We start from the raw sequence: 25,746 nt of genomic DNA, 5'->3' as shown, positions 1-25,746 counted from the left end.
AGGAGAGGTTGCTTACTGTCATTCCATTTTCTGTGCTGACAGGACAGTCATCACCGCATCCAAAGCCTCGATACTCACCGGCCGGCCGAACAAAAACGTTTCATCGGCACCGGACTGTTTTGAGGAATTGCGCGAGATATCGCCCACCCCTCGAAGACGCATGTCATGTTCCGCGACTTTAAAGCCGTCCTGTGTCTGTTCAAGGACCTTGAGACGCGCCATGGTGTTTTCTTTGACAGGGTTCGGGAGGTACAGGTCGCACCACCCCTCTCCGCCGAGGCGGGCGACCCGGCCGCGGATCTGGTGAAGCGTGGTGAGTCCATGCCGTTCTGGATGGCAGACGACAACCCTCCGTAGTTTGGGGAGGTTTATTCCCACTTCGACGACCGTTGTGGCGATGAGCACCATTGCCCGGCCTTCACGCATGTCGCGCAAAGCTGCAGTTTTTTCATCATCAGGCATCTGGCCGTGGATCAGGCGCACCTTCCCGGGATAGATTTTGTGCCATTTTTCAAACATGTCGGTTGCAGACTTCAGTTCGAGCTTCTTCTTGGCCGGTTCACTAGAATCCTTGATGACCTCACCGGCGAGGTCGGTGTCGACCATTTCATCTTCTACCGGCATCTCTTCCGCATCGGTCTCTCGCAGCGGGTACACGTACAGCACCTGATCACCGTTCACGATGGTCTGCCGGATGTTTTTCGCAAGTTCCTGCCCATGCTCGGGCAGCCATATCCGCGTGTGGATGTTTTTCTTGGTATGGGCCTTTGTGAGTTTGCTGACTTTCACAATACCGTACCGCACCAGGGCGGCCGAACGGGGGATGCAAGTTGCGGAGACCTCCAACAAGTGGGTGCCGGCGCCGACGAGCTGCTCTCGCTGATTTCTGGCAAATTTTTGTTGCTCGTCGACCAGAGCAAGAGTCGGATGCCCAATATCCCTGAACAGCAATGCTGTTGTGCCGACCACCAGGGGCGCGGATATCTTGGTCTCCTTGCTGCTGCCGGTAACGAGCTGGATGTGCAGATCGGGCCACCAGCTGCCGAACTCTCGCGCGACCTGGGCAGCGAGGCCTTCGTTAGGGAGCAGAACAGCCACCGTCCCGCCACCATCGACCACTGCAGCTGCCACCGTCCCGTAGACAGCGGTCTTGCCTGTGCCTACGTCCCCAACCAGCATGCGGTGCATGATCTGATCAGACGTAATATCGGCCAAGGCGTCCCGGATGGCGTTGTCCTGTTCATCGGTCAGCTTGAACGGGATCCTGGCGGCTCGCGCCTTCCAGTTACCGACCCGTGGAGGAGTTATCTGTTTCGCGCCGTGCTGGTTTCTTGCCCCTTTCATAATGCCAAGCGAGGCGAGGTGTTCCATGGCGCGCTGTGCGCTCTGGCCGAATTGAGGAGTTTTCGGGACATGTGATTGGGTGATGATCGTTTCCAACGGCCAACCCGGCAGCCCCGCGAGTGCAGCCAAGGCTTTCGGATCGCCAAAGCATTTGAGTTCGCTGGCCAGGTATTCAGCGGCTATGGGAATGGCCTTGCGGAGTTCTCGGATAACCCTGTCACGGACGGTTTCCGGTTTTATGACCCCTGCTTTGCCTGGGTAGCGCGGTCTAAACCTGCCGATCCACTTCTCCTGGACAATTTCGGGACCTTTGATCCAGTACCGCTCGTTGTAGGTTTCAACCCGGCCGAACAGGTAGACCTTGTTGCGGTCATCATTCAGTTGATCCTTGAATTCGCGAGAGTCACCGAACACGGAGAAACCCACTTTCCGGCCCGCGGGGTCAAGCAGATAGCCGGTGAGGCGGGGTGGTTTACCGACCTCGAACTTCGTTTCGGGAGGTCCGGCAAGTTTCCCGACAAACACACAGGAAGTGCCGTTCTCGATCACGGCGTCATAGCGGTCCACAACCCTTGTGAGATCATCCCATGAAGACGGCAACAGCAGGGCCACCTGCCACGGTTCCTTCAATCCGAACGACTTGAGACGGCCCAGTGATTCTGTTTTGGCTTTTGACGCGGCGCCGGCCTTCTTATCTGGTTGTGTATTCGTTGATGTGGCCACAATCGTTCTCCTGGTTGCCTCTGGCTGGGGCTCGTGTCAGTAAGTGAGACCTATTGAAGCGGTTATCCCCTTGAGGGAGTGGTAACCGGCCTGCAGGGAAACTCCATTGAACGTCAGAAACTCGCTGGTTGGGATCTTCACCATGATACCGCCGCCGCCACCTCCAAGGGCGTTGTAGGAATGATGGGTTGACCAGAGTTTGCCGGTATTCTGGGAACGCCGTATTTCCTGGACCTCTTGGTAATAGAGTCCTCCCTCCGCGAATACGGACACGCCCTTCAACGGGTTCAGGAAAAGCATGAAGTCAACCCCAAGACTGCCGTCGATATTCTTTTTCCCGAGCGAATCGGATGGTCCCATGAAACTCTCTGTTCCAGGAGGGATCACGTTGATATCGTCACCGGCGTAATCGCCCGAATCGATGTAGGAGACCTCGACGCCCACGTTCATCCCCCGGAAGCCGAAGCCGCCACCAGGATGCCCTTTCCCTTTAGGCAGGTAACTGCCGTTCAGCCACACAGCATGGTAGCCGTTTTCATTTCCCTCGTTCGCGGCCAGCGCCGGCAAAGACATTGCCAAGAACGACAGGGCCAACAATGCAATCAAGTTCTTTTTCACAAACACCTCCAGGTTGGCAGAGGGGGGAACCCCTATGCGGCCAGTTTTTCGTCTTGTTTGAAACGATGGGCGTACATGGCCCGCCCCGCTTCAAGCATTTGTCGTCTTATTCCGGAGAAGTCCATGTCAACAGGGTTTGAACCGCTCTCTTTAATGCTCTCCACGACATCTTTATCTTCTTTGGCCACGTCGAAGGCTAGGTAGCGCACAAAGAGCTCCGCATACAGATGGTCGAGACTCAGGTTTTCTCTCCGATCCTCGGCAAAGCTCCCCGTTCGGTTACGTTGCCCGTTCAACTCAAGCAGGCGCCTCATTTCAATTGCCGAAAGCGGGGTCGGAGGCGAGACTTTCGACAAAGAGATCAGAGCCTTGACCAACGTGTCTGGAGAGGTCGTCTCCCAAGAGCGGTCCTGGCCGAAAAAAGTGCCGCTGTCTGCATCCTGTATTTTTTGCTGACAGTCCGAAACACTCCACCGGAATTTGTCCTCTACCTGCCTTTGAATCTCCTTGACGGTGGTAGCCGGTAATGCACCGCACCAGTCAGAAACTCCATACTCAACCGGAGCCGACTCCTTGTCGTGCAGGAATGAGACGATCCATTGGGACTTGTTACCCTTATACCCCTTGGTTTTCCTCAACCAGACATGCTGACCGTCCGGAGTGAGTGCAATGAACACGTTGTTTTTTGCTGTGGACGGCTTGCCGATCGTTTCCCATTCCCACTCGTACGATGATTCTGCCCCCAGAAACCCGTCAATGGCGGCTGCTTCACCTGCGTGTATCTGCTTGGTGACCATTGCCGTTTCATCGCTTGTGGCCGGGATCCAATGCGAACCGACGTATTCAGGCTCCAGCAGCTGGAACCCGGTGATCAGATCCTGCTTACCGAAGACCGGAGGCCCGCAGACCACATCGAGTCTGAACCATTGTTCGGCCTGGTCGCTGATCACCCGTTTGTAAACGTCCTGGCCAACCGCAAAGAAGGAACCGCGAGTTCCGCGCGGAGAGAGCGTGGCAAGGAAGGCAAAAGGGGAGAGTTTCGCACCATCTTTTGCGCCGTGAGAATGTCTATTCATGGTCACCTCCCGGTGTGTGTAGCTTTGCCTCGAACTCGATATCCCCAAGGTCTTCAACGACGAGAGATGTCACCGAACCAAGGACTGTCGGGCTGACCAGCAACACCTTCTCGTGGTCTCCCGGTTCGGCGTCGAGAGAGAACACAGGGTAATTCTTCCAGTTCGGCCCAACTGTGCTGGGGTAGGTATTCGAGAGCAGCCAGGTTGCAAGTTCCGTCAGGCCCTTCGCAGCCGCTGCGTGTGTCCGGACTATCAGTTCGGCGTCCACTTCGGGGTGGCAGGAGTTCGAGTACAACACCGCCGCGACCCTGTTTTCGTTTGCAAGAACTATGTTCAGTCGAGTTCCCATGACAACCACCTCAAAACGAATTCATTTCGACAACAGCGGGCGGAATGGTGCTTGAGTCTATCTTAAAGACCGTCGCCGGAGCGATGAGGCCGGCAAACTCGTTGGCCTCTTCCAGACTGTCAGTATAAAACACAGCACAGTTGAGATCGTAGGAATCTACGAAAAGCCCGTTATCCTTCTCCCCGACCAGGGCAAGGTAGTGTTTGAGGAAACTTTCGGCCCGGTCGCCCATGTAAAGCTCGTTGTGGAACTTGGCACCTCTCCCGAATTCGAGGATGGATGAGATGTCTTTGTCCTCGTCCGGCCATTGGGCCTTTGCTTCTGCCATATACGCATCAAGGACCGTGTTGAGTGCTTCTGTTGAGGCAACAAGCGACAGGTCGGGTACATCCGGCAGCGGAATGTATTCAAATGACTCACCCTGCTCCCGATAATAAGCAGGGGCAAATGTTCTTATCAGATTACTGGTCTTGATGTCGGCTATTTTTTCGATGATAGCGGCCAGCAGAGCCAGGCCGGTCAGCACCACAGACTCGTCTTCTGCTTCTGCCTGCTGTCCGTCTTCTTTCGGAACCCAGACCCAGGCAGACACCCATGTCCCATCATCGGCAGGGGCAAGGACGGGGGAATCGTCAATCTGGAGTTCGTCGTTCGCATACATCCTTCTGGCCTGTTCAATGATGTCGGGATTCGCTTCGGATAGGTCGATTACACCATGACACTCGTTGACAGCGGCATCCAGGTCGCGCACCGAACCGGCCAGGTCACCACGTTCCCAAGTGGCAATTACGTCTCGTGCGGCTTTCATGAGTTTGGCTATGGGTGTGAAGTTTATAAGCATGGTGATCCCTCCTGTCGGCTGTTTATTTCAAGAAGCGAAGTGGTTTCGGGACGAAGGGATTACTCACGCGGCAGACGTTTTTTGGCAGGTGCAGACCTCTTCACCCCAAACCGTTTCCATGCGGCAGGGTCACAGGGAAGCGGCGTGACGCGACCTGATTGCAGGTTGATGAACTGCGCCGAGAAGTCGAGGCCGCCATTCCTGAACAAGCCCCACAATAGCTGTAAAGCAAGGGTGGCGACTGTCTGGCAGATGAACAAGTCCTGCTTCTCAAGGGCTTCTGCCAATGAGCAGGTAGGCATGTCTTCTGGTTCAGGTATCGAAGCATCCATGATTTCGGGGTAAAGTTCCGTGATGGTAGGCAGACGCATAGGGTTATGACTCTTGCCTTTTGACGGGGTGTCGCTGAACTTCGGCTGGCCGATACAGACCTGGCCGTCCTTCATGCGGTTACCACAGTCGAGCCAATAGGGAGTTGAACCGTAATTGGCCCTTTGTGCGAAGAAGTTGTGAATATCCCGGCGACCCTCTTTGGTATCGACGCAGGAAATGTAGATATTCTCGTTCGGACGTGACCCTGGCCCGAACTTTGTAGGGATGGCTTTCCAATCCAACCCGTAATACATGTTGAGCCTGCTCACCAGCACGATGGCTTTGTTCAGGCCGACATCGCTCTGTGCGAACAACTGACGACCAACATTGCTGATGCTCACTGTGTCGGGGTCGTAAACCTCAAGGTCGAAGCCTGGATGTCCAAGGGCAACCAGGGAGAGGTGAAGTCGGGCGAGGCCGGAGAGGACTTGTGAACCCGTTCCCCCGCAACCGATCAGCACGACTGAGCATTTATTGGTCAAAAGACCTGGCTGGACTATGTGTTTCATGGTTCACCCCCTGGTGCGTTCAACGTGCTTATAATATAGCATTGTTTATGTTATGTTGTCAATATTGCACTAGGCTGGATATAGTATTTATTTGCTGTTGTTGGCGGTCAAAGGTTGTGTCGGCTAAAGAGCTGTTCGGGATTGAAAGAGAGGGGGATATAAAGACCACCGACGCACAGCCTGAAGGAAGCACTTTCGTCCTGGGCGGCACCAAGAGAACCGATCACACCGGAAATCTTGTATTCGCCAAAATCATCTGCATCATCAAGGTCACTGAACCCGGCATGGTGGTAGCCGTGGCTGTGCAAATCAATTACAAGAATCTCGTTGTCCGGCAGCACCGGGCGGTGGACTTCAAGGTATTCGCCAGTAGCAACTATCTCCTCAAGCAACTGGTAGCGGAACGCCCCTGTCTCCGTGTCGAGGATGACCCACCCGGAACACTCGTTAGGATGCTTATCAAGTGCGTCAAAGAAAAATTCACGGACGAGGTGCAGAGGGAAGTCCATGAACAGCTCAGTAACCTCCTCTACCTCACCGTAGGGAATCGGAAGTGGCACCTCATATCCGGCCACCCGCTTGATAACGTGCATCCAACTCCGTCTGGCCTCAAGGAACACGCCATTTGAAGCGATGAGCAGCCTGTGACAGTTGCCGACAAGCGGAGCCAGCGGTTCATGCTTCGGAACCATGACGGTCGGGACTTGCTGTTGAAGGAACAGATCGTGAGGATTCATCTGGCCTCCTGAGAGCCTTCAAGGTACTCAAGAAGGGTAACGCCCGTCTCCACGAGTGCGGAGGCGGGAAACGTGTTATGAACCCCATCCAGCATATCCTTCCAGAAACCGAATGAACCTTTTTTGCTATGAACGAGTTTTTGAGGAGCGTGGACGTTCGGATGAGAAAAATAAGACATGAAAAACGCCCGTTCCCATTCGGTAATGCTCTCCTGCGAGGCTGAATCGGGGACGAGGACGTTCCCTGTGCAGATAGACCCGTTGCTCCACACGTTGAAGAAGGGAGCCTGATACAGTTTGGTTTCGGGTGTCGGTCGGGAGTTGCCCTTGACGGCGAACACCGACCAACCCTTTTCACCTACCCTGAACACCAGACCTGGGCATGGAACTTTTGCGGTACGCTTCCCGATTTTCTCGTCGGCGCAGTTGAAATAAATCTGCCGGACGGAAGGCTTGCACCACCACGTCACCGTGTTGGGAGTCACGCTCAAGACAGTTTCGGGCAGGAAACCACCCATTTTGATATTGTTTACAAGGAGTGCCGCCAGTTCACCGACTGACTCGATAGTGGCGGGGATGCCAGCGCCGAGAGCCTGTGTGCCGTCTTCCATAGCGATGACATCGTTGACCGTCGCATACGACTGCTGCGCCCCTTGATAAAACAAAATCGCTCTGGTCAGTTTCATTGTTTCCGAAGAAGCGGAATGTACGGATGAAGTTATCGGCATATCAGACCTCCATCACCAACCGGAGAAGTTTCTCTACCGAGGCGGTGTAATTGATGTAGTTGTCAAGTGCATCGAATAGGGATTTGAGCTGTTCTGGGTCGTTGTTCGAGATGAAATAGCGGTGGATTTCGTTGACGCAATCCGACTCGCAGATGTAACGGTAATAATCGTCATATATCTGTGTCGTGGCGTCCAGGTCATTCCAACGGATCAGCAAGGCCGGAGAAGCATGGTTCATAGAGATGCCGACTGAATGGTGGTCTTTTTCCTTGTCTTTCTCGTAGATCGTGAGCAGGGCTGATGCAACCTGTGCGACGAATTCATCCTTATGGGTGGTCAGCTCCCGTATTTGCTCCATGCTCATCAGCGAACCGTATTCAACCGCCCATTCCGGCATGTGTGCGTAGAGGTCGCTTTTCTTGAATACGTCCAGCGACTGTTCCTCAAATTCCTCTGCATCCATCTCACCGATCATCTCTCCAAGGATAGAGCTTTCGTCCTCGTCGCCCATCCAGTAGTTCATCGAGCACATTCCGTAGGTTTCTTGAGGGGTCACGCAATACATGGACTTCTCACAAGTGGCTCTCGTAATAAGGCCGATGACGGTACGCCCGAAACCTGGGATTTTCTTTTCCAACTCCTCGATCTTCTTGCCGATGAATATTTCGTTCCAGGAGTTAGTGAAGATGCCGAAGTTGATGGTTCTTTGTTCGGGGTCGCCGCCGCAAATCTTGATAAGGTCGTTTTTCTCAACTTCCTCGTCGGTGATAAGGTCGTCAAGACTCTCGGAATAGATGACCTTCATATCGAAAATTGAGAGAGCATCGCTGTGTTTTGCGGTAAAGCGGTCAAGGACGGACTGAAAGATCATGTCGTTGCAGTTCCACGCCTCCGGTATGTCGGTTTCCAAGACCAGACCTGCGTCAATGAAGGTCAGCAGGTCGAGGCATGATTCGAGCGCCCCTGCCTGGACGGTGTGCGATGCAGGGATGGATGAGGGCAACTTCGGCAGGGAGAGTCCGAACGAAGGTCTGGTCAGGGGAGCGGCGGCAGGCTGTGCGACGGCGGTATGAACCGTCTGTTTTGCTTTCCGGCTTCTGACTTGATGAACTTTTGCAGGTTCGATATACATGGCTTGACCTCCTCTACGTTTACTGCCCCACCAAACGCCACTTCCGTTCCCCCTACGACCCGTTCCAACCTCTCGCGGAAAAGGGTCAGGCGGCTCATCCCTTAGTACCTACAGGCTTGCTGAGGGTAAATACCAGAGCGCCGTTCTTTACTACTCCTTCGTCAACCTCGGAAGCCGTAATTTCGGGATAAGCACCGGAGAGCAAATCCCTCACGGCGAGGGGGGAAAGGGAGGGGTCGGGGTCATTGACCACCATGCTCCCGAATTTGAACTGCCTTGCGAGTGTTGCGGATTCTATAGTCATAGTCGGCCTCCTTGAAATTTGATCGTGGGGAACAGGGTGTCAGGCCATTAGAACAGTTCCAGCAGACTGGTCTGCTGTTCGGCGGCACTTTTCACGGCGGGTTTTTCCACGACCTGCTCATTGGCCGATTCCCCGCCCGTTTCCTCATCATCGCCTTCTTCTTCACCGGAAGTGCTGGCGGGTTTGACTGTTGCCGCCTTCGTAGCGATTGTGCGGGCGGCGGGTGCGGTTTTCTTGGTAGCTTCGGCCTTCTTTTCGGCAACCTTGGTGGCGGCGTTCTGCTCGATTTCGAGCATCTGCGTCTCGAATTGTGCAAACATCGAGACTGTCCGGTCGGCATAGTTCGCCAACAGCGCGGGGAGTTCGGCATCCAACTCTTCGGGCGTGGCTGTGAAAGTCATAGGAGCGAGCGGCGGTGCGCTCTTGGCATCGCCAAGGGGGCGGGGGTCGATAATGAGGTTGATCTTGCCACCGGCTACGCCTGTCATCAGGATTTTGATCTGTGAAGTTGCGGTCAGCTTTGCGAGTTGAGTAAAGAACATAGGCCACCTCCGAATGTTTTTTGTTCCGTCATGCTATATATATAATAAGCATTGTTTGTGCTATTTTGTCAATAGAATACAAAAATAATCAGTCTCTTATTGTTGCGGCCAACAGGGAGTTGATGCCCCTGCCGTTTTTTCCGTTTCTGGCAATCCATTTGCCGGTTCCAGGCCAGAAGTCTATCTTCCCGCCCTGCCCTTCTACGATCAGGTGCGCCCCATCGTTGCGGGTTTCAAACCGGACGTCTGCCTTTCTCAAGATTTCAGCACGTTCGATACGGTTGGCGGCGTGGCGCTCCTGTTTGTCTGCCCGCATCGCCCTGAAAACATCGCCCATGTCACCCATAATCCCCTCCCTTACTCGTTGTCGTTGAATTGCATGAAAGCGGGGATTTTGCCAGTGAAGTCGAAACCGGAATTGATGATGGCCTTGATAAACTCGTCCTTTTTCCCGACGGACAATCGGGAGAACGAACCGATCATGTGGCGATCCACGCCGAACTCCTTTGCAATGGCCACGATCTCCGCCTTGGTGAGAAGCGCCAGGAACTCCGAGTCGATCTTCCAGTAGTCAGCCAGTTCGATGCCGAGGTATTGAAGCGTCGTTTTCACTTCCGGTTCGCCGACATCCGGCATCAGGACCAGAGCCATTGCCGTGATGAGTTTAGTTTCGGCGGCCTTATCCAGGCAATCCACGACAGCGAAGATATGGGGCAGGCGATCTCCACGATTGCAAGATGAAGAGTCCACCTTGTCCGCTGTAATCTTTTCGTAGAATGGGGTGATTTTATAATCCTTGATGTGGCTCGCTTTGCCGGACAGGATGAAACTGAGGACTACCTTCTGTGCCAGGTCCGGGTTAGCCGCAAGGTTCTTTTGTGCAGCAAAATTCCAGACGTTGCGCCGGTAAGTCTGCATACCTGAACCGACATGGATTTTAGCGGGAGGTGCAGGTGTTGGGTCTGGTTGTGGCGGTGTTGGTTCGTCGATCAATGAGAGTTGGGTCATGGCGACCTCCTTGAGTGTTCGAGTTAAAATTCGCCGTACTTTTCCCGCATGATCCTGCCGAGTTCAAAGTTCTGGCGGTTTATGACTTCGGAGTAGAGAGTTTCCCAGGTGATCCTGTTCAGACTGAACCCCCTTTCATACGCTTCCTGTTCGGTATAGCCGAGGGTTGTGATGATCTCACGAAGGTAATGCACGCTGGCAAGCAGACTCCTGATGTGCTCTTCACGTTCCGCCGCTGTGTATCCTCCCAGGTCCACCACATAGGGCACCGGGGTGGCCACTATGAATGGGTCTACAATCTTTTCGCCTTCTGTTAAAAACTGGTGAGATAGAATCGTCAGCTTATCGGCTTTTGGCATAAAGACTCCTGTCCTTCTCTGTAATGTTTATAATATAGCATTGATTGTGCTATGTTGTCAATGAGGTACAAGGAAAACGAGGGCATTACATCCCCTGCAACCCCCGAGGGCCGGTCGATATTGCTTACGCGGCAAAAATGGCGATGTGTCCAGACAGAGAGGGAGGGGTTTCGAGTAGGTTGGGGGGATGGTGGCGGTTGGGGGTGTGTTGCTTCGTGGCAGCGATCCAGGCGTTTCCAGCCGTTCATTCCTGCGTCATTGCCGTATAGCCTGTCGGCGGCAGATCTTCCCTGATAGCGATGGCCATCTGTGGACGGGAAGACTGAATTAAGCGGGTGTTAAAGGCAGAGAGGCGTCATCATCAGATGTCGCCCAGGAACTCATACCCAAGTTCGAGCAGCCTGACTCTGGCGGCTTCACGGGCCTCATTAGGCGAACTGGCGAACACTCGCTCGACCGGATCGTCGGAGAGGACCGCGTTTTCCACGGATTCATCATCGGTGCCCTTGGCAGCGAAGATGCCAACAACGGAGCAGCGTCCAGTCAGGGGTTCGCACTGGCCGCAGTCGCATCCCTGTTCATGCCGGTCCGTCATGATATATCTGGTTATGGCATATTTATGTGTCACTGACAGACTCCTCTAAGCGCTTTTGTCTGCCCGGCTCTCACAGATCGGCGCAACCTTGATAACAGACCCAGGTGGTACGAGTCAAGAGCAGCACCGTCCCGACGGATGTCTTCAGGGATATCCACGATATCTGCGAATGTGGATCGGAACAAGGTCATGTAGATTTTGTAATACTCAAGCGAAAGCGGTCCACTCAAGGACGCTTCCGATAGGAAGTGAAGCAGTTCGGGGTCGCTTGCCTGGGCGAGGAAGTCATCCCACTCTGCCTTATCTGCCCTCTCAAGCAGACTTACAACGTTCCTGACATGGAGGTCACGCAGAAGGCTTTTCTCGGCCGGTATTGTTGCAGCAAGGGCCATGATTGCGTCAAATTGTTTCTTTTCTCTCTTGTCCAAGCGAGGCCTCCTTGGTGACAACCTTCTTTATGCTATCTTTCCAATAGATTAGCGGATCAGACTTCAACAGTTCGTGCATGGCTATGATCCTGGCGTCAGTCTGTTCTGACTCGATTGCGGCCACCTGCTTTTCAATGGCCGGGTCGCTTATGTCGACTCTTGAGCGGATCCGGTTCATTTTTCCAATCCAGACGGAGTCAGTAACAAACGGGCGGACATGTGCAAGGATGGCTTGAGCTGTTGCAAGGCCGCCCAGGAGCGGTTCGCATGAGACCGATGTCCGGTACCCGGATGTGTAAGCGTGCTGCAAGGATTCGAGTCTTTCGGCCGGTAGTGGCGCACAAGGTTCCCAAAAGGAGGTCACTCCCGAATCCATCGATCCGATAGTGAAGCGGAACATAATCTGGTTTCGGAAAGCAGAAAGTTCCGCACAGAGGTGTTGAACACATTCGAGATGCGGCTTGCTGACGATCAACACCTGGTTGCCGGCAGCCAGCATCAACTTGAGAAACCTCGTTGAGGCTTCGAGGGTGCCCAGGGTGATGTCATGGGTCGTGGGGAACATGATTTGGCCGTTTCGCTTCGGGTACGAGGTTCGCAGAGCCTTTTTGGTCAACTCCTCCCTGCCCCATTCCTCTCTTGGCCTCCACTTGAAACGAGCGGCATTGTGGGCGGCGAAGCAGTAAAGGCACAGATGCGAACAGCCTTTGCAGACATTTTCAGAATGCTCGGACCATTCCAGCGTGCCGAATCCAGACCGCTCTGAGTCGAATTCCCTTTTATCTTCAGTCATGGCTTGCCACCTTTTTGGTCCACACCGGAGGTCGCCTGGTCTATTTCCCAGGCAGCGTAAATACACCGACCGTCACCTACCTTGAAATCGTCAAAAGCGACCCCATCCCTGAACAGGAGGACATGCTTGGACACTTTTACTATGTAGGTACCCTCGGGGAATAACCTGGCGAAGTCCACCGGATTCATCCTGGGTTGTCCCTTGACGGCAGGGAACGATATCTTCCTGGCAAAGGGTTGCCGATCGATCCATGCAGAGAAATCGAATCTGCTGCTGCACCTGCGTCCCGCCTCTGCCAGCAGGTCATAGGCTTCGTCATACCGCATCCCCCGGGCCAATGCCAGGGCACGGACCGAACAGTCGTTCTTTTGGCGTTTACGCTTGCTGCCCGATCGGCCGGCGTCGGAATATACAAATTGGTAGCTCATGGGGAGCCTCCTGTCAGGGTGCAACAAGATCACTGCACATTTTAAGGTTGTTCTCGAATTCAGGACCGCTCACGCCGGCAAGACAGTACGACCAGGCCTGGTGTTCGTTTAACCACCTTGAGGACGTCACCCGAAACAGGCGCTGTTCGCTGTTATGTTTGTACTGGACCCTGTCACCGCGTTTGAACAAAGGGATCGGCTTTATCATGGTGTTCCTTTCATCCCCGCAAGGAAATATTGTCTGTCCACGGGGCTTTTGCCAGGTGCGGTTTGTAGAGATACGCGGCTGGCCTTCCTTTCGGGCGCCGGCCACCAACTGTCCCTTCCATCCAGACACACCAGTGCTTCCTTTTGGCCGTCTCGATGAAGAATTTGAGTTCTGCAGGTGTGTCGGCAAGGACATCCAGGCCATCATAACCCGGTCGGCCATCCCACGGGTGGCCAGCATTTCTGCGCAAAGTTTTCTCGGTCATAGTCCAACCTCATATAGCAACGGTGAACGTCGCTTTTCACGTTCGTTTACAGCTGGATCACCCAGGGGCGTACGGCTTCGAGGAAGGCACGTACCTTCCCGAGATCGAAGTTGAGGTCATCGGACGATCGTAGTCTGGTTTCTGCATCGATCCAGATCGGGGTGTCCCCCACGACCTGCTCCAGGATTGTCAACTGGCCGGTTACATTTTCCGGCGAAAGACCACCCGCGTAGCCGCAGGGGATCTCATGCAGTGGTTTGGGCCATGCGTCAGGCAGGATCCCCGCTCCATGGGACATGTCGAACAGCGCGGAGATGTTCTTGCAGCCGGCGGCGTGAGAATGTTCAATCAGAGCGGTATTGACGTTATCGTATTGGAAGATTATGGATTGCCCGTTCGTCCCCAGATCTCGCACGACCTCTGCCAGCCTCCCGAGACTGGCCTGGTGCACCCGGGCGTGCGTGTTGATCTGGAACCGCTGGAACATGTCCGGGTACAAGAAATCGCTGTGGATATTGAGGAAGTCCCTCTTCGGCCATGCGCCCATGAGGATCTCTTTGACCCACGACCCGCAGATGTGACCGCTGAAATTCATGCCCCTCCCGGCGCAACATTCAACAAGGGAAACCAACCAGTCGCGTGAAGGGAACCGGGTGTTCCCCATCGCATTGCGGGAGAGCAGGATGCCGAACTCCACAAAAGGGAATTCAACCGCCAATTCATAGAGTTTGTGAGGGTAAACGCTGTCATCTGCGCCCGTTACTGTTACTTTGGTGATCATTTTCTTCATAGAGTCTCCTTGTAGTGTCAGTCTTTGGATTCAAGGGCATGACCCATCCCGAGGCATACGGTCGCCTCAAGTATCCTGCACCTGCCAGTTTGCCGGAAAGCATGCTTGGAGAAGCACCACCGGTCATGAATGTTGTACTGGTTGCCCTTCTCCACGGTCGTCCAGCCGAGGTCTCGCCGCCAGTAGCGCAGGAAGTCCGGCAGCTGGCTTTCACGCGTCAAGCCGAGTATCTCCAGCAGGTCGGTCGATGATCGCGGGAAGATGTGGGCCACCTGGATGACCGCGCTTTTCGCGCTCTTGTCAAAGAAGCAGCGGGGGTTGTACGTCCTGTGTTTCGGGCTCTGGGTGTAGAGGTGAAGGGCGCCGGAGACCGAAAACCCCTTGTCGCGGGCTATCACGCAAGGGTGATGCAATGCGGCCGCGATGTTCGCAGTCAGATGCTTGTCGAACCACGGCTTGATCCTGGTGGACTCCTCCAGAAACCGGCGATTGCCCCACCCCATCAGGAAGGCGGCGAGGTTATGGGCAAAGATCGTGCGCCGGGCCTTGTCGATTTCCTCTTTGGTGCCGACCCATGAGGACGATACGCTGATGAGCTGGACGCCGTTCTCCTTGATCCTGGTCGCGTCACTGTAACTGAAGCGGCTGTCGAACTGCGCCGGCCACTCCACCAGTTCCCTGGTGTCGAGCATCAAGCCTTGCGTCGGCCCTTCCGGCATGAAGTGTTTGACCGTCATGCCCTGCAGTGCCTGGGCGAGGAACCTGCGCTCCCAGTCGATGAACCCGAGTGAATCGAAAACTCCTTCGACCGTCAGGTCCTCCGCTGTCCAGTTGGGGGTGATGACCATCGGGAGGTTCGCCGATGAATGTTCAGGCAGCGCCCGGGTCACCGACTCGGCCAGTGCGATCGTAGCAGGTACGGTGGAGGCCATCTGCTGGCTCGCCATCTCGACGGCCATCGCCAACCAGATCAGGCGGTCGGTCGGCAGCATCGAGATGTGGTCGATCGTGTGGGTGTCCCGGCCGGTGACAATGATCTCGTCTCCTATGGAACGGGTGGAGTTCCCCCGCTGCGTTGTGACCCACTGCGGGTACCTGGCGACTGCGTGGTCTATGTCCAGCGGCTCGGTGATGTTGTTGCCGCCCACCAGCTGCTCCTCCATCACGCCGGTATGCACATTGACGGACAGCGAGGACATGAAGGCGATTCTTCCCATGTGCTTCAGGCCGATGGCGGTGTACCTCTGGCCGATCCTTGCCAGGTGAGCCCCGAACGGGAGAGAGGCCCGCAGGTCGTCAGTGAATGCCACGATGTTCGGGTACTGGTTGATGACCGGGCAGATGGGCAGATGCGGCGGCATCTCTGTTTTGTCGCATTGCAGCCAGCGCAGGTTCATGCCCTTGTCGATGCAGTAAATGGCGTCCCGCAGGCAAAGAGCCACTTCACGGGAGGTCGGTGCCGGGAGGTCGGGGTTGATGCCCTGCAGGCAGGAGCTGAGGTACTCGGTCAAGGTGGACATCGGGCCGGCGATCATGGCCATGAGATCCCGCTTGAGTTCGAGGATTTTGGAGAGCTTGCCAATATACCCATCCTCACGCAACACCTTGGAGAGATGGACTTTCGACCCGTTGATAGTGGCCTCGATCTTCTCGTTCAGCAGCAGTCCGTCAGCCAGGCCGGTCGGGTCGTGCTTGCGGAGCATTTTCGATGTATCGGCAGCGTAATAGTCCCCATAATTTCCGTGGTCGCGTGAGTCAAACAGCACCAGTGAGTCGCGGGAGTTCCCGTCCTTGCGGAAAGCTGCCAGTTCGGCTGCGATGCGGTCAAGGGTCGTAAAGGAGATTCCTGAGTCAGGTTTTGTGTTCATACAGGTCTCCTCATGTAAGAATGATCTCGGTACGGGGGTTTTCGGCGTCTACGTCCTGCTCGACTGTGAAGTCGAGAAACTCGTCGCTGTCGTCGATAAGCACTTGGCAGCGAGTGAGCACGTCCTTGACCGGCTTCAGTGAACCGATGAGGTTGTCCCGGTCGAGAATGAGGCATCGCTTGTTCCTTACCAGACGTCTCACCAGCAAGACTCTTTTACCTTCTGGCCGGCCCCAGATGTAGACCGCGTTGTGAAGCACCTTGGACCAGCGATTACGAATGTTGGAGTAGATGTACCTGGGTTTGTTGTTCCAGGCATTGAGTGAATCAAGATACAGAGTGGTTATCAGCCTGTTGCCGTCGACATGAACAGAGATGTTCTGGCGCTCTTTCGGTTCCACCGGTTTCTTGCCGTGGCGCTCCCTGCACTCGATCGGGCAGCTCCTGCAGGTTGGATGGCCGATATCGAACATCGGCCGCCCGACCGGGCAGGGGATATATGGGCTTTTCTTGAGTGCGAAGTTCTTCATTATCTTCTCAGGTCCTGATTTATGCCGTGAAGTAGCCCTGGCTTGGCGAGAATCGCTTGAGGAAAGCCGGGACACGGGTAAGCCCCAGTATTTCAAGATCCTTGTCAGAGGGGCCGTTTTTGAGCCTGTAGAGTGATAGGAGCGCGTCGTTGATCTCGTTATCCGGAGCGTGTTCGTCGCCTCCGTCGGTCGGGTATATGTACAGTATCCTGTCTTCGTCGAGGAACCAGTCACCTTGTTCAAGTTCAGGTAGTTCTACATAAATCCGTTGTTCATTGTCGTATAGACCAGCCATAAGCACCTCCGTTAGGCGGCAAATTTGTAACTGTCGAAGTCCAGACCGTACTGAGCGGTTTCCAGGTAGCGAAGCGCCCGTGAGAGTTTCAGTTCAGCGAAGCGCGAGAATCCGGTGCCGTCAACCGAGTCACAGCCAAACTCAAGAGCCTTCTGCAAACGGCCCAGGGTGTTTACTCTCCCCATGTGAACCCAGATGCCCTTCTTCTGAGCCCTGCTGATCAGGTAACGGACGTGATCGTTAAATTTGAACTCCGTGCTTCCGCCAATGAAGATGGCGTTTATCGAATCCCAGGGGACCGTCGAGGCGGCCTGACCGTCCTGCAGCACGTAACCGATCGGGAGGTTGCGCTTCTCTATCTCGGGAGCCCATTGGTTGAACAACTCGCTGGTTATGCGAGCCGAACCGACGTAATCCGGTGCAGTCACAAACAGGGGATTCGTCCCCTTCAGCCGGTCAAGCATACGGATGAAAGCGGTTTCATCCCAATCGCTATAGGCAGCGTTGTCGGCCGCAAAGGTCAGACCCGGTAGATTTTTACCACCATCGTGAGGCGTCAAAAGCTGGCCGAGGTTCGGGTGACCGATGTATTTCCTAACTGTAGGGGTGGCCCCGGAGACAAGTATCAGCATGTCGTTTCTGCCGCGTGCGGGTTGAACCAGACTTTTTCAGAGATCATATCTATGGTGCCGTAGATGTAGTTCTTGATCGACCGGGCAAAGGAGTGTTTGACCTTTTCACTCCCATCGCCGGCCTCAACGATTGCCGTGAGGGTGTCGATGGTCTTCTGTGTCACGCTGGCGAAGCAACGGGCGCCATCCTGGGCTTCTATCTTGACCACGATGCGGTCGCACTTCTCTATGTCGGTGATCATCACTCGATACCCGACCGGGTGGTGCAGGACGAGACGGACGCGATAACGACCAAATTCCTTGGTTTCGATAGTGTTTGTCATAAGCACCTCCGTGTACTTCAATGATATATAATATAGCATTTACTGTGTTATATTGTCAATAGGAGATAGAAAAAAGCCGCCTCCAATCACTGGAAGCGGCTTTTGATATAACCCTTGTAACCTGATTACTTCTTGGCAGCCTTCACCGGTTTGGCGTTCAGATCCTTCAGCGACTTGCCGGGTGTGAATTTGCCGTTTGTCTTGGCTTCGATCTTGATCTCTTTGCCGGTCTGCGGGTTGCGTCCGGTGCGGGCAGCGCGAGATGTCGCGCTGAATGTTCCGAAACCGACAAGAGTGACCTTGTCGCCGGCCTTGATGGCAGCGGTTGTGGTCTCGATGAAGCTGTTAAGAGCCTTCTCTGCCTGCACCTTTGTCAAGCCGGCATCTTCTGCGATCTTTGCTACGAGTTCTACTTTAGTCATCTGTTATCCTCCTTGTTTGTGATGTTCCTGGCAAGCCAGGTTATCCCGCTATTTTGCTTCGGGGATTTTCTTTGTTTTCTTTGGTTTTTTTTCAGATTTGCGGTGCCGGTCGATGATTGTGGAAAGCCTCACAGTGCTATTTTCATCAAGCAGTGACCATACATCGGAGGCCCCGAACTTGCTCGTCTTACGCCATTCAGCGCCGGCCTTACCGACCATGGTCAGTTCACCCTCCAACTTCAAGATTCTCAAGATTTCACGAATCGTGTTGATTTTGAGGTGCGGGAAGTCCTTTTCGAGAGACGCGACAGTGAATTCCTTTTCCAGTTTGTCCCTGAAGACCAGCAAGACAGCCTGCGTCCTGGGTGATTTCTTCTTCTTCCGCGGCAAACTTGCTATAAGCTTGAGTCGCGCAGCTTCGTCCTCTGTGGCCGGACGGCGCGGTGAATCATTTACAATATCCACTCGCTGGTACTGGCCGCACGCGACGCAAGTTCTCCTGTTGTCCTTGTAGAGTTCGCGGAGCATCTTTTTCTGGAGAGTCACTGTGTCCCTCATGACGTCCAGAGATATGTCAGGCTGGCAGCGAAGGAGGGCGAAGCACATTGCCATGGTCCCTTTATCTGTCCCCCCGGGGAAGGCCATATTGATCACGTCGAGCAATTTTGACAGTTCGGCGTCTTCTACAGGTTCCTGTCCCATCAGGGCCTTAAACAGCTCCCGAAACGCCTTGTTTTTGAGCTTGATTGCAACACTCATCTCACGTCCTCCTCACGAGTCTCACTATGCAGCCATGAGTTCTGCCGCTTTTTGCGTTTGCCCGGCCTGAGTGTAAGCCTGGGCCAGCAGTGTCCTGACACTGTGGTCTTTCTTCGACATTCTGTAAGCGGCTTCCAGTCGGTCGATTGCTTCCGAAAGTTGTTTCTTCCTGACAAGGATCCTGCCGAGTGCGAACATCGGCCGCCATTGGGCGGTATCATACTTGAGGGCCTGGCGGTATGCAGTCAAAGCGGCATCGTCCTCTGTTGCCTCTTCCAATGCATTCCCCAGGGCCGACCAGGCTTTCGCAAACTCCGGCTTGAGCGTCACCGACTTCTTGAGGAGGTCGAGCGCTTTATCCAGATGGCCGGCATTTAACTCGCGGTATCCCTCCTGGAAGAGATCCTCCGCAGAAGGTTCGATTGGCTTGGGTTCTGCCGTTACTTCGGCCGGTTGGTCAAAAAGGGAAGGTTCAGCAACTTGTGCGCGAACAGATCCCTTCCTCTCCAGCGGCTCGTTATCGTGCAGCAGAGGGGCTATGAATGCATTGACCACTGGTGCCGACGTCTTCTCATCCCTGATCATCGTGGGGATCGGCGGCCAGACTATATCAATTATCGGTGAATCATGCCAGAGCGAAAGAATCGCCCAGGCTGACATGACTCCTTTTTTCCCTTTTTCACTGAACATCCGCTCGATCTCAACATCGCCGCAGACATGGACGGCGCCTTCCATCCCCTGCCCCACAATGATAACGATGCTCTGGCCGATGATATCTTCGAGTATCTGGCGGATCGTCTTGCCGGTGAATTCCACAGACGGATAGTCGTAAAGTTTGCCGTGGATGAGTTTTTTGGCGTCCATTGAAAAAATCATCTGTTATCTCCTCCAGTCAGGTCGCACTTCATCGATGCTGAACGGCATGCTGATGGTTGACTGCGTTCTCGTAATTGCCACGTACAGGCAGTTTATTTCCTCGTTGACCTGTTGGAGGTCGATCACAAACGGTTTCTCGCCCTTTGCCGGCGGCTGCGAGGCCTTCTTCTGCATTGTAGCGATCTTGTCTGCGGTGATAAAGTCGTCGCACAGGCTAACTGTTGGATATTCTTGTCCTTTCGACTTGTGGGTACTTGCATAAAGTGTATCGGCGCGCTCTTTCGGCACCTGGCTTTCACGCAGCATACGAATATAATCGAAAAGGGCGGGGCCATATTTGACTACGACCTGTGACATCAGTATCAATTCCCGGTCGTTGGTCAGGGCCTGGTACTCAAGAAGTTCCTCAAAGCAGTTGAATGACTTGATGAGTTCGTCCCTGATGCGAGCGTGTTGTCCAAGGTACAGATAGAGGATGTCGAATAAAGAGCCGCCCTCACCTAGATAAGTATAACTATGGAAGCCACCTTCGAAACACGGGTTTCTGGCCGTTCCATAAATCATGTCGTCGATCGCCTGGACAATCAGTGAGAGGTTCCCACGTGCAAGCACTGCCCTTATGCCGGTCGCTTTACCGTCACCGAGGCCGGTAACCTTGGCATCCCAACCCGGGAGAGCCAGCATCGATTTAAGGCGGAGCGCCTTCATGGCCAGATCAGCGATCCGCTGGTCAAACCGGAAGCTGTTCGTCAGGGAGAACGATTTGTAATCGACCTTGGCCAGACTATTGATGGCATGCCTGAACGAATAGAGTTGTTGTCCATCGTCGCCTACTAGGATTTTTTTCGGCCACTCCTGCTGCATGATGATGCCGAGCGACACGCCGGACGTATCTTGAGCCTCATCACAGAGAATGTACGAATATTCGAGCGTGGGACCGGAGAGAGCGTACAGCTTCAGATATGCGTCGTGTGTGATCGGGATTGTTCCCTGGTACATGTCTTTCATCATGCCGTATGCCGTCGACAGGATCGTGGAGAGATTTGCCGCGGCGAACTGCTTTGATTGCGCATCCTTGATGGTCTCGATGTAGTTTAAGTCCTCCATCTTGGTCACATTGCTGTTGCAATAGTAATTAAGAAAACCCAAGGCGTGGTGCGCGGTGGCGAAGAGTGCGTCGGGCTTGACCTTCCCGGCAATCTCCGGCCGGGTGATCAGATCGACAACTCGGTATCCGCCCTTCTCATGGAGTCTATACCGCGCACGAACACCGTAATTTCGGTAGGCAAGCGAATGCGTGGTTTCTATGGTTACATTGGTGAGGCCAGACTTCTTGAATTTACGGGCAGCCTCCTCGCGCATAGCCTTGTTATAGACCAGGTAAAGGATAGGTTCTTTGGCCCGGCGGAGACAGAAATGCTTTAAAGCTTCGGTCTTGCCCGAGCCAGCAACAGCCCTCACCAGTCCGTTACCTTCATGGTCAACTACTGCATTTTGTTCGTCGGTGAGTTTCATCAGCAGCGGTCCTTGTTCAAAAAGAGGTTTGCCTTTCGCACTATTTTCCTTGCCTTGTTAACCAGACGCTTTGCCCATCCATCATCCTGGCAACAGGTTCTTACCCACTTTCCGCCCCTGATAAACTCAACCGACCCATCTGCCCGGAAGCGATGGAGAACGTGGTGGAGCAGGAGACATTTCCGGCAAAAGGCAACGCCCTCAACAGTGACCACCGAGGGGATCAGACTTGTAACCGACCCGCGCAAATACTCGTCCGGGATGTCTTCTTTACACCGGCTGCACCCGATCGTGAGAGAGTGCCAGGAAAGATTATTACTGAAAACGATCGGCATCTGAGTACCGATGGGTTGAGACGTGTTGAACATCTTTCGGAGTTTTTCAGTACGATGACTTTTCATGATTAGAGTAGACCTTCGGCCACTGCGTACTCGTAAAGCATTTCTTCAAGGCCGCCAAGAGGCCCGCTGTACTGACTGTTGCCCAGGATCAGCCAGTAACCGAGTTTCTCGTCAAAGTTGATATACACGTCGCCGGCGTACACGTAGACCGGAGCTTCGGGCTCACAATCACAGACACCGATGTCCTCGCAATCCTTGGCTGTCTTCTTTTGGACGGTCTGGCGCCACTCGGCAAGGCTTAGGACTGAACCCTTCTCTTTTTCGCTCATACATACCCCGCGTTGTCGAATTTATTGACGGCCTCGCAGAGATCGTCGATTGCCAGTACGAACCCACCCATGTGCTCTTTGCCATCGCGTCTGAGGTTGCGGACTCTTTTGGCAGCCAGTTTGATTGCGTCTGTCAGTGCTTCTTTCTCCTGCTTCATCATGATCTGGATGGACGTTTGAGTCACCTGCCGGCCGCACAGGACTTCCAGCTCCTCCCAACGGTCGTGGATGTTTTTCAGGTTGGTTTCGATCTGCGCTTCGGAGAACTCACCGTCTCCGGCCAGGTTCTCAGGCGATAGTCTGTTCGACAGGTGCTGGAACTCTCTGAACACGTCATCTGGTATCCCGAATGGCATGGTTGACTCCTTTTCAAATGCGCGATCTGTCTATCAGTTAAGGCTTCAATCCCTGCATCAAGCGCAGATCACGCTGGAGGTTGTCCAACTGCTGTACCAGGGGCGAAGGCAGGGACTCGACTGAGTTGAATTCATGCCGCTCCACTTCCAGCAGGCACTTCTGCATGTCTATGCGCCAGTCTCTCAGACGGTTCGCTTTCATGCGAACACCAGTTCCTGCTGGCTGGCCCCGAAGGCGCCCGGCAGTTTGGCGCGAGCGTTCACCCAGGGGCGATACTCGTTGAACGAGCAGGTTTTAAAAAACTTGCCGTTCACCCAGCGGGCGAAGTGACCCAACCTGATACGTGTGTACTCGGTCATGGGTGTCTTGACGACCTTGTGTTCGTGTGGATTGCGGTACACCATCACGAAAGGAGTGATTTTGAGTTCATGGAGTTTCCGCACACGCATGACATCCTCTTCAAAACTTGACGTAAAGCCGGTCAGCACATAACACATCTGCCTCCATGCCTTGATGTGCTTTGTCAGCGTGTTCACGCCCTTCAGCACGACTGATTCTGAAGCAGGCAGGTCCCAACTGTAGTGCAATGATCTCATGTGCTTCACGGAAGCCAGAGCAGCCGCAATCTCATCGGTCATAAGCCTGACGTCCACGCCCTGTGTGATGTCGATGTGGAGTCCGAGGCGCTTGATGGTTTCGAGTTTGGTCAGCACTAAGGGGTCTGCTGTGAAATTATTGTCCAGCAGGATCAGCCGGTTGCTATTGGGACTCAGCAGTTCCTCGATCTCAGCCACCTGGTAAAGGGCCCCTTCTTTTTCGGGCACACAACAGAAGCTGCAGCCGCGTACACAACCGCGCGATGAATAGCCTATGCCGGCGTCCACAATCTCCTGTGCGGAGGCCATTTTGCTTTCGGTGGTGGCGATGCGGCTGGCAATTCTGGGGAAGATATCCTCGGCTTTGTACAGGTTGAAGTCGGGGCGGATTCTCTCGATCTCCTTCGGCAGTTCGACTTTCAAGGAATAACCGGTACCGCCAAACTCGACGCCAGGATAATGTGAGAACATCTCAAGCGCCTTGTCCTTGTTCTGGGTGAACAACACCGACACGAACGTTTTGTCGAGGCCTTCAGGTGAGGCTGGATTCAGCACGACCTGGTGGCCCTGCTCTTTGTAGTAAGCGGAGAGCTTCATGATTGCCAGGTTGACAATTTTGCTGTCGTAATCGATCAGTCCGATTTTCATAAGCACCCCCGCTATATTGTCAATAGAAGCTGTAAAAAAAGCTGACCGGAAATCCGTATCAGCTGCTTGCTATGTGTATGTAATATAGCATCATCAAAGCTATTTTGTCAATAGCTTCATTTTTGACCCACACTCATTTCATCTGAGCTACATTTCGCACCGGCAACACACGAATCTCACCATCTTTCCCGGCGACTGTTATGTACTCCCGATCAGGGTCAAGGCCCAATCGGCTTTTTTCATCGAACGGGAGGGCGGCCTGGTTTACGAACCCAAACTGGACTTCGTCCCCACCCATCACGTACGCAATAACATCACCCTCGCGCAGCATTTCCTTGGCGACCTTTTCCAGGTTGATCCTTCGGCCGGTGGCGAGAAACATGAACAGCAGGGAAATCATGAGGGGTGGCACCAGCTCTGAACCGAGAAGGTTAAGGGATGAGAGGAGAGCCAGGTTGAAGAGTATGGCGATCGTAATGCATGCGGCATCAAGGAATCTGGGGAATCTCTTTATGAAATTGAAAAAGGACTTTCGCATCTCCTGGGTGAGGTTAAGCATATTGGGTCTGGACATCGAAGTCCTCCGTCATTATGGGATTTGATACATTACTCAGTACCTGTGCGCTTGTTGTTCTTGGATCCGTTGAATCCATCTCTTTCAGGCTCCTCATGGCCATTTCCGTACAGACTGAAACGCTTGCAAAATTGCTGTTCATTGCATTGCGACTGTTTGCCAGTGTCCAGCCAGCCCAGAACAACAATTCCGTCAAAATAATCATGGACTCGCGCCTCTTTGCCCCGTCCATCCTGGTACAGCAAACCCTTCTTGATTCTTGATGTGTTGCTAACCTTTTCTGCTCCGAATCTGAATATATCCATTGCCCTCTCCGTGGGAAAAACTCTTAATCAGCGTTCCGACCCCAACCAAGAAGCCGGCGGGTCAAACGTCACCCGTTATGCGGTCAAGTATCCTGTTGGCCTAGAATACGACTTCTCGCCGAGACCACGCATCATAGCCATCAACTGCTCTAATTCGTCAGGATTGAGTGGCGCCGACCTATTCGAAGTGTCAGAAGTGGGGGCGTACAACTTGTGCCGCTGGACGAAGGCATTAAAGAGACGATCTGTTTCCTTTTTCAATGCGGCGGTGTAATAGTCCACCATGTTTTTCAGGTCGATGTACTGGCTTGGAGTCAGATCAAGACCCACTTTTTTCAGTTTTCGGTTGCCGCGCTTGTAGTTGTACCAGTTGGAGGATGCAATGCCGAGACTTACATAGCACTGGAGGATAATTCTCCGATCCTGTTCTGTCTTGTACGCAAATTCATACGTTGTCACCGTGTCTCGCAACACATCGGCCAACTCTATCTGGTACTTCGCCAGAAGAAGTTCCAACTTTCGCTTTGCAGATTCAGCTTCCCCGCCGACCCCTCGCAGAGACAGTGCGTGAATCTTCTTTATCAGTTCCCTTACCGATTCAGGAGCCGGTTTCTCCTGCCTTTCACCATGTGATTGCGTCATAGCGTAATCAACCTCTCCAGGCAGCACCATTGCGGGGTCGCTTCTACCTTTGCACAGCGGCACCCGGCCACAATCTCGCATAGCCCGGTGATGGTAGTCCTGACCGGGTTGGCATTGTCGTCGATGAAGGTAATTTTATCGCCCACCTGGTGCCGGGCATTCCAGGCATCCACGATCGCCACGGAAATTTTCGGAGATGGCGACGATCCGATCAGGTTCCTCTTTTGGTTATCCATAGATCCGTTCTCCCTGGTACCACAGGTGTTACTCTTTCGGGTACAACCCCTTTACCACATCCGGAATCTTCTCAGCAAGCAGTCTACGGTGTTCTCCCAGGACGGTCTTTTCACCGCCGGCGATATCGGGGGAGCCGGTCACCGTTTGGAACGCCAGATCCAGTGTCTCGTCGCTGAGGTCCACACCATGGCGGCACCCAGCAGCAAAGATATAGCGAATCATCTCGTTGAACGAAAGCGGCATGCGCCTGAACTGGTTGCATTGCTCGTCGGTGAGAGGGTGAGATGGGTTGGCCAGTCCGTTGGTTGATACCCACTCTTCGATATTCGTTTTCTTTTTCATGGGGCAC

38 protein-coding genes are annotated in these 25,746 nt (G+C 53.9%); all 38 read right to left on the bottom strand.

The genetic code is table 11. From position 1 onward, the window contains the following. Window positions 1-18: 18 nt before the first annotated feature. The 38 genes from ACOCF6_RS02015 to ACOCF6_RS01830 all read right to left on the bottom strand — a co-directional run bounded on the left by ACOCF6_RS02015 (window position 19) and on the right by ACOCF6_RS01830 (window position 25,739). Window positions 19-2,067, bottom strand: a complete 2,049-nt coding sequence (locus ACOCF6_RS02015) for a helicase-related protein (protein ID WP_482458715.1) — start codon at window positions 2,065-2,067, stop codon at window positions 19-21. 36 nt (window positions 2,068-2,103) lie between these two features. Beyond that, a complete protein-coding gene (locus ACOCF6_RS02010; RefSeq protein ID WP_482458714.1) occupies window positions 2,104-2,685 on the bottom strand; it encodes a hypothetical protein in 582 nt (193 codons plus the stop codon). 32 nt (window positions 2,686-2,717) lie between these two features. After that, window positions 2,718-3,761, bottom strand: a complete 1,044-nt coding sequence (locus ACOCF6_RS02005) for a hypothetical protein (protein ID WP_482458713.1) — start codon at window positions 3,759-3,761, stop codon at window positions 2,718-2,720. Further along, window positions 3,754-4,110 (bottom strand): hypothetical protein, encoded by a 357-nt coding sequence (locus ACOCF6_RS02000; protein WP_482458712.1) that lies wholly within the window; start codon window positions 4,108-4,110, stop codon window positions 3,754-3,756. The genes ACOCF6_RS02005 and ACOCF6_RS02000 overlap by 8 nt, the downstream gene beginning before the upstream one ends. 10 nt (window positions 4,111-4,120) lie before the next feature. Beyond that, window positions 4,121-4,951 (bottom strand): hypothetical protein, encoded by an 831-nt coding sequence (locus ACOCF6_RS01995; RefSeq protein WP_482458711.1) that lies wholly within the window; start codon window positions 4,949-4,951, stop codon window positions 4,121-4,123. A gap of 59 nt (window positions 4,952-5,010) precedes the next feature. Next, window positions 5,011-5,832 (bottom strand): PRTRC system ThiF family protein, encoded by an 822-nt coding sequence (locus ACOCF6_RS01990; RefSeq protein WP_482458710.1) that lies wholly within the window; start codon window positions 5,830-5,832, stop codon window positions 5,011-5,013. A 107-nt stretch (window positions 5,833-5,939) separates the two neighbouring features. Continuing rightward, a complete protein-coding gene (locus ACOCF6_RS01985; protein WP_482458709.1) occupies window positions 5,940-6,569 on the bottom strand; it encodes a PRTRC system protein A in 630 nt (209 codons plus the stop codon). Then, window positions 6,566-7,297: a PRTRC system protein B gene (locus ACOCF6_RS01980; RefSeq protein WP_482458708.1), complete on the bottom strand. Its 732-nt coding sequence runs from the start codon at window positions 7,295-7,297 to the stop codon at window positions 6,566-6,568. Before ACOCF6_RS01980 ends, ACOCF6_RS01985 begins: the two co-directional genes overlap by 4 nt. 1 nt (window position 7,298) lies before the next feature. Then, window positions 7,299-8,429 carry a PRTRC system protein F gene (locus ACOCF6_RS01975; RefSeq protein ID WP_482458707.1) on the bottom strand — a complete coding sequence of 377 codons (1,131 nt, stop codon included), beginning with the start codon at window positions 8,427-8,429 and terminating at the stop codon, window positions 7,299-7,301. A gap of 94 nt (window positions 8,430-8,523) precedes the next feature. Next, window positions 8,524-8,733 carry a PRTRC system protein C gene (locus ACOCF6_RS01970; RefSeq protein WP_482458706.1) on the bottom strand — a complete coding sequence of 70 codons (210 nt, stop codon included), beginning with the start codon at window positions 8,731-8,733 and terminating at the stop codon, window positions 8,524-8,526. A 47-nt stretch (window positions 8,734-8,780) separates the two neighbouring features. After that, the gene (locus ACOCF6_RS01965) at window positions 8,781-9,275 is read right to left on the bottom strand and encodes a PRTRC system protein E (protein WP_482458705.1); all 495 of its coding nucleotides are present in this window, start codon (window positions 9,273-9,275) and stop codon (window positions 8,781-8,783) included. An 88-nt stretch (window positions 9,276-9,363) separates the two neighbouring features. Continuing rightward, window positions 9,364-9,621, bottom strand: a complete 258-nt coding sequence (locus ACOCF6_RS01960; RefSeq protein WP_482458704.1) for a hypothetical protein — start codon at window positions 9,619-9,621, stop codon at window positions 9,364-9,366. Window positions 9,622-9,632: 11 nt separating this feature from the next. Then, window positions 9,633-10,283: a hypothetical protein gene (locus ACOCF6_RS01955; RefSeq protein ID WP_482458703.1), complete on the bottom strand. Its 651-nt coding sequence runs from the start codon at window positions 10,281-10,283 to the stop codon at window positions 9,633-9,635. A gap of 23 nt (window positions 10,284-10,306) precedes the next feature. Then, window positions 10,307-10,642, bottom strand: a complete 336-nt coding sequence (locus ACOCF6_RS01950) for a hypothetical protein (protein ID WP_482458702.1) — start codon at window positions 10,640-10,642, stop codon at window positions 10,307-10,309. 361 nt (window positions 10,643-11,003) lie between these two features. Next, window positions 11,004-11,270, bottom strand: coding sequence for a hypothetical protein (locus ACOCF6_RS01945; protein ID WP_482458701.1), 267 nt, complete (start codon window positions 11,268-11,270; stop codon window positions 11,004-11,006). Continuing rightward, window positions 11,267-11,665 carry a hypothetical protein gene (locus ACOCF6_RS01940; RefSeq protein ID WP_482458700.1) on the bottom strand — a complete coding sequence of 133 codons (399 nt, stop codon included), beginning with the start codon at window positions 11,663-11,665 and terminating at the stop codon, window positions 11,267-11,269. The genes ACOCF6_RS01945 and ACOCF6_RS01940 overlap by 4 nt, the downstream gene beginning before the upstream one ends. Beyond that, window positions 11,637-12,458 carry a hypothetical protein gene (locus ACOCF6_RS01935; protein ID WP_482458699.1) on the bottom strand — a complete coding sequence of 274 codons (822 nt, stop codon included), beginning with the start codon at window positions 12,456-12,458 and terminating at the stop codon, window positions 11,637-11,639. Before ACOCF6_RS01935 ends, ACOCF6_RS01940 begins: the two co-directional genes overlap by 29 nt. Beyond that, on the bottom strand, window positions 12,455-12,886 hold the full coding sequence (locus ACOCF6_RS01930; RefSeq protein ID WP_482458698.1) for a hypothetical protein: 432 nt from the start codon (window positions 12,884-12,886) through the stop codon (window positions 12,455-12,457). The genes ACOCF6_RS01935 and ACOCF6_RS01930 overlap by 4 nt, the downstream gene beginning before the upstream one ends. A 218-nt stretch (window positions 12,887-13,104) precedes the next feature. After that, entirely contained in the window at window positions 13,105-13,359 is a 255-nt protein-coding gene (locus ACOCF6_RS01925; RefSeq protein ID WP_482458697.1) for a hypothetical protein, read from the bottom strand. A gap of 46 nt (window positions 13,360-13,405) precedes the next feature. Then, window positions 13,406-14,149, bottom strand: coding sequence for a hypothetical protein (locus ACOCF6_RS01920; protein ID WP_482458696.1), 744 nt, complete (start codon window positions 14,147-14,149; stop codon window positions 13,406-13,408). 17 nt (window positions 14,150-14,166) lie between these two features. Then, window positions 14,167-16,017: a hypothetical protein gene (locus ACOCF6_RS01915; RefSeq protein WP_482458695.1), complete on the bottom strand. Its 1,851-nt coding sequence runs from the start codon at window positions 16,015-16,017 to the stop codon at window positions 14,167-14,169. A 10-nt stretch (window positions 16,018-16,027) separates the two neighbouring features. Then, complete coding sequence (locus tag ACOCF6_RS01910) at window positions 16,028-16,546, bottom strand: hypothetical protein (RefSeq protein WP_482458694.1); 519 nt, start codon at window positions 16,544-16,546, stop codon at window positions 16,028-16,030. A gap of 19 nt (window positions 16,547-16,565) precedes the next feature. Next, window positions 16,566-16,841 (bottom strand): hypothetical protein, encoded by a 276-nt coding sequence (locus ACOCF6_RS01905; protein WP_482458693.1) that lies wholly within the window; start codon window positions 16,839-16,841, stop codon window positions 16,566-16,568. 11 nt (window positions 16,842-16,852) lie between these two features. Continuing rightward, the gene (locus ACOCF6_RS01900) at window positions 16,853-17,473 is read right to left on the bottom strand and encodes a hypothetical protein (protein WP_482458692.1); all 621 of its coding nucleotides are present in this window, start codon (window positions 17,471-17,473) and stop codon (window positions 16,853-16,855) included. Continuing rightward, the gene (locus tag ACOCF6_RS01895; protein WP_482458691.1) at window positions 17,467-17,796 is read right to left on the bottom strand and encodes a hypothetical protein; all 330 of its coding nucleotides are present in this window, start codon (window positions 17,794-17,796) and stop codon (window positions 17,467-17,469) included. Before ACOCF6_RS01895 ends, ACOCF6_RS01900 begins: the two co-directional genes overlap by 7 nt. Before the next feature lie 125 nt (window positions 17,797-17,921). Continuing rightward, a complete protein-coding gene (locus ACOCF6_RS01890; protein ID WP_482458690.1) occupies window positions 17,922-18,218 on the bottom strand; it encodes an HU family DNA-binding protein in 297 nt (98 codons plus the stop codon). 48 nt (window positions 18,219-18,266) lie between these two features. Beyond that, entirely contained in the window at window positions 18,267-18,977 is a 711-nt protein-coding gene (locus ACOCF6_RS01885; protein WP_482458689.1) for a hypothetical protein, read from the bottom strand. A gap of 24 nt (window positions 18,978-19,001) precedes the next feature. After that, on the bottom strand, window positions 19,002-19,853 hold the full coding sequence (locus tag ACOCF6_RS01880) for a tetratricopeptide repeat protein (protein ID WP_482458688.1): 852 nt from the start codon (window positions 19,851-19,853) through the stop codon (window positions 19,002-19,004). A 3-nt stretch (window positions 19,854-19,856) separates the two neighbouring features. Beyond that, a complete protein-coding gene (locus ACOCF6_RS01875) occupies window positions 19,857-21,368 on the bottom strand; it encodes a UvrD-helicase domain-containing protein (protein ID WP_482458687.1) in 1,512 nt (503 codons plus the stop codon). A 403-nt stretch (window positions 21,369-21,771) separates the two neighbouring features. Continuing rightward, window positions 21,772-22,038 (bottom strand): hypothetical protein, encoded by a 267-nt coding sequence (locus ACOCF6_RS01870; RefSeq protein WP_482458686.1) that lies wholly within the window; start codon window positions 22,036-22,038, stop codon window positions 21,772-21,774. Further along, complete coding sequence (locus ACOCF6_RS01865) at window positions 22,035-22,394, bottom strand: hypothetical protein (RefSeq protein ID WP_482458685.1); 360 nt, start codon at window positions 22,392-22,394, stop codon at window positions 22,035-22,037. The genes ACOCF6_RS01870 and ACOCF6_RS01865 overlap by 4 nt, the downstream gene beginning before the upstream one ends. A 37-nt stretch (window positions 22,395-22,431) precedes the next feature. Further along, complete coding sequence (locus ACOCF6_RS01860) at window positions 22,432-22,596, bottom strand: hypothetical protein (protein WP_482458684.1); 165 nt, start codon at window positions 22,594-22,596, stop codon at window positions 22,432-22,434. Beyond that, a complete protein-coding gene (locus ACOCF6_RS01855; protein ID WP_482458683.1) occupies window positions 22,593-23,639 on the bottom strand; it encodes a radical SAM protein in 1,047 nt (348 codons plus the stop codon). The genes ACOCF6_RS01860 and ACOCF6_RS01855 overlap by 4 nt, the downstream gene beginning before the upstream one ends. A gap of 133 nt (window positions 23,640-23,772) precedes the next feature. After that, complete coding sequence (locus ACOCF6_RS01850) at window positions 23,773-24,213, bottom strand: hypothetical protein (RefSeq protein WP_482458682.1); 441 nt, start codon at window positions 24,211-24,213, stop codon at window positions 23,773-23,775. A 32-nt stretch (window positions 24,214-24,245) separates the two neighbouring features. Then, window positions 24,246-24,518 (bottom strand): hypothetical protein, encoded by a 273-nt coding sequence (locus tag ACOCF6_RS01845; protein WP_482458681.1) that lies wholly within the window; start codon window positions 24,516-24,518, stop codon window positions 24,246-24,248. Between the two features lie 75 nt (window positions 24,519-24,593). After that, entirely contained in the window at window positions 24,594-25,160 is a 567-nt protein-coding gene (locus tag ACOCF6_RS01840) for a hypothetical protein (protein WP_482458680.1), read from the bottom strand. Then, entirely contained in the window at window positions 25,157-25,396 is a 240-nt protein-coding gene (locus tag ACOCF6_RS01835) for a hypothetical protein (RefSeq protein ID WP_482458679.1), read from the bottom strand. Before ACOCF6_RS01835 ends, ACOCF6_RS01840 begins: the two co-directional genes overlap by 4 nt. Before the next feature lie 28 nt (window positions 25,397-25,424). Further along, window positions 25,425-25,739: a hypothetical protein gene (locus tag ACOCF6_RS01830; protein ID WP_482458678.1), complete on the bottom strand. Its 315-nt coding sequence runs from the start codon at window positions 25,737-25,739 to the stop codon at window positions 25,425-25,427. Window positions 25,740-25,746 lie beyond the last annotated feature (7 nt).

This window comes from Geobacter psychrophilus (assembly GCF_056821595.1).
Note: the sequence above shows the minus strand (reverse complement) of the source record. Positions and strands in the feature narration are given on the sequence as shown.

Coding starts and splice junctions, on each gene's coding strand:
- ACOCF6_RS01980 (WP_482458708.1), bottom strand. CDS start 7,297: ATGCCGATAACTTCATCCGTACATTCCGCTTCTTCGGAAACAATGAAA.
- ACOCF6_RS01835 (WP_482458679.1), bottom strand. CDS start 25,396: ATGGATAACCAAAAGAGGAACCTGATCGGATCGTCGCCATCTCCGAAA.
- ACOCF6_RS01850 (WP_482458682.1), bottom strand. CDS start 24,213: ATGTCCAGACCCAATATGCTTAACCTCACCCAGGAGATGCGAAAGTCC.
- ACOCF6_RS02000 (WP_482458712.1), bottom strand. CDS start 4,110: ATGGGAACTCGACTGAACATAGTTCTTGCAAACGAAAACAGGGTCGCG.
- ACOCF6_RS01840 (WP_482458680.1), bottom strand. CDS start 25,160: ATGACGCAATCACATGGTGAAAGGCAGGAGAAACCGGCTCCTGAATCG.
- ACOCF6_RS01885 (WP_482458689.1), bottom strand. CDS start 18,977: ATGAGTGTTGCAATCAAGCTCAAAAACAAGGCGTTTCGGGAGCTGTTT.
- ACOCF6_RS01965 (WP_482458705.1), bottom strand. CDS start 9,275: ATGTTCTTTACTCAACTCGCAAAGCTGACCGCAACTTCACAGATCAAA.
- ACOCF6_RS01935 (WP_482458699.1), bottom strand. CDS start 12,458: ATGACTGAAGATAAAAGGGAATTCGACTCAGAGCGGTCTGGATTCGGC.
- ACOCF6_RS01975 (WP_482458707.1), bottom strand. CDS start 8,429: ATGTATATCGAACCTGCAAAAGTTCATCAAGTCAGAAGCCGGAAAGCA.
- ACOCF6_RS01995 (WP_482458711.1), bottom strand. CDS start 4,951: ATGCTTATAAACTTCACACCCATAGCCAAACTCATGAAAGCCGCACGA.
- ACOCF6_RS01845 (WP_482458681.1), bottom strand. CDS start 24,518: ATGGATATATTCAGATTCGGAGCAGAAAAGGTTAGCAACACATCAAGA.
- ACOCF6_RS01950 (WP_482458702.1), bottom strand. CDS start 10,642: ATGCCAAAAGCCGATAAGCTGACGATTCTATCTCACCAGTTTTTAACA.
- ACOCF6_RS01855 (WP_482458683.1), bottom strand. CDS start 23,639: ATGAAAATCGGACTGATCGATTACGACAGCAAAATTGTCAACCTGGCA.
- ACOCF6_RS01890 (WP_482458690.1), bottom strand. CDS start 18,218: ATGACTAAAGTAGAACTCGTAGCAAAGATCGCAGAAGATGCCGGCTTG.
- ACOCF6_RS01930 (WP_482458698.1), bottom strand. CDS start 12,886: ATGAGCTACCAATTTGTATATTCCGACGCCGGCCGATCGGGCAGCAAG.
- ACOCF6_RS01920 (WP_482458696.1), bottom strand. CDS start 14,149: ATGAAGAAAATGATCACCAAAGTAACAGTAACGGGCGCAGATGACAGC.
- ACOCF6_RS01875 (WP_482458687.1), bottom strand. CDS start 21,368: ATGAAACTCACCGACGAACAAAATGCAGTAGTTGACCATGAAGGTAAC.
- ACOCF6_RS01860 (WP_482458684.1), bottom strand. CDS start 22,596: ATGAAAGCGAACCGTCTGAGAGACTGGCGCATAGACATGCAGAAGTGC.
- ACOCF6_RS01830 (WP_482458678.1), bottom strand. CDS start 25,739: ATGAAAAAGAAAACGAATATCGAAGAGTGGGTATCAACCAACGGACTG.
- ACOCF6_RS01990 (WP_482458710.1), bottom strand. CDS start 5,832: ATGAAACACATAGTCCAGCCAGGTCTTTTGACCAATAAATGCTCAGTC.
- ACOCF6_RS01880 (WP_482458688.1), bottom strand. CDS start 19,853: ATGATTTTTTCAATGGACGCCAAAAAACTCATCCACGGCAAACTTTAC.
- ACOCF6_RS01865 (WP_482458685.1), bottom strand. CDS start 22,394: ATGCCATTCGGGATACCAGATGACGTGTTCAGAGAGTTCCAGCACCTG.
- ACOCF6_RS01955 (WP_482458703.1), bottom strand. CDS start 10,283: ATGACCCAACTCTCATTGATCGACGAACCAACACCGCCACAACCAGAC.
- ACOCF6_RS01925 (WP_482458697.1), bottom strand. CDS start 13,359: ATGACCGAGAAAACTTTGCGCAGAAATGCTGGCCACCCGTGGGATGGC.
- ACOCF6_RS01905 (WP_482458693.1), bottom strand. CDS start 16,841: ATGGCTGGTCTATACGACAATGAACAACGGATTTATGTAGAACTACCT.
- ACOCF6_RS01985 (WP_482458709.1), bottom strand. CDS start 6,569: ATGAATCCTCACGATCTGTTCCTTCAACAGCAAGTCCCGACCGTCATG.
- ACOCF6_RS01910 (WP_482458694.1), bottom strand. CDS start 16,546: ATGAAGAACTTCGCACTCAAGAAAAGCCCATATATCCCCTGCCCGGTC.
- ACOCF6_RS01900 (WP_482458692.1), bottom strand. CDS start 17,473: ATGCTGATACTTGTCTCCGGGGCCACCCCTACAGTTAGGAAATACATC.
- ACOCF6_RS01970 (WP_482458706.1), bottom strand. CDS start 8,733: ATGACTATAGAATCCGCAACACTCGCAAGGCAGTTCAAATTCGGGAGC.
- ACOCF6_RS01960 (WP_482458704.1), bottom strand. CDS start 9,621: ATGGGTGACATGGGCGATGTTTTCAGGGCGATGCGGGCAGACAAACAG.
- ACOCF6_RS01870 (WP_482458686.1), bottom strand. CDS start 22,038: ATGAGCGAAAAAGAGAAGGGTTCAGTCCTAAGCCTTGCCGAGTGGCGC.
- ACOCF6_RS01895 (WP_482458691.1), bottom strand. CDS start 17,796: ATGACAAACACTATCGAAACCAAGGAATTTGGTCGTTATCGCGTCCGT.
- ACOCF6_RS02005 (WP_482458713.1), bottom strand. CDS start 3,761: ATGAATAGACATTCTCACGGCGCAAAAGATGGTGCGAAACTCTCCCCT.
- ACOCF6_RS01915 (WP_482458695.1), bottom strand. CDS start 16,017: ATGAACACAAAACCTGACTCAGGAATCTCCTTTACGACCCTTGACCGC.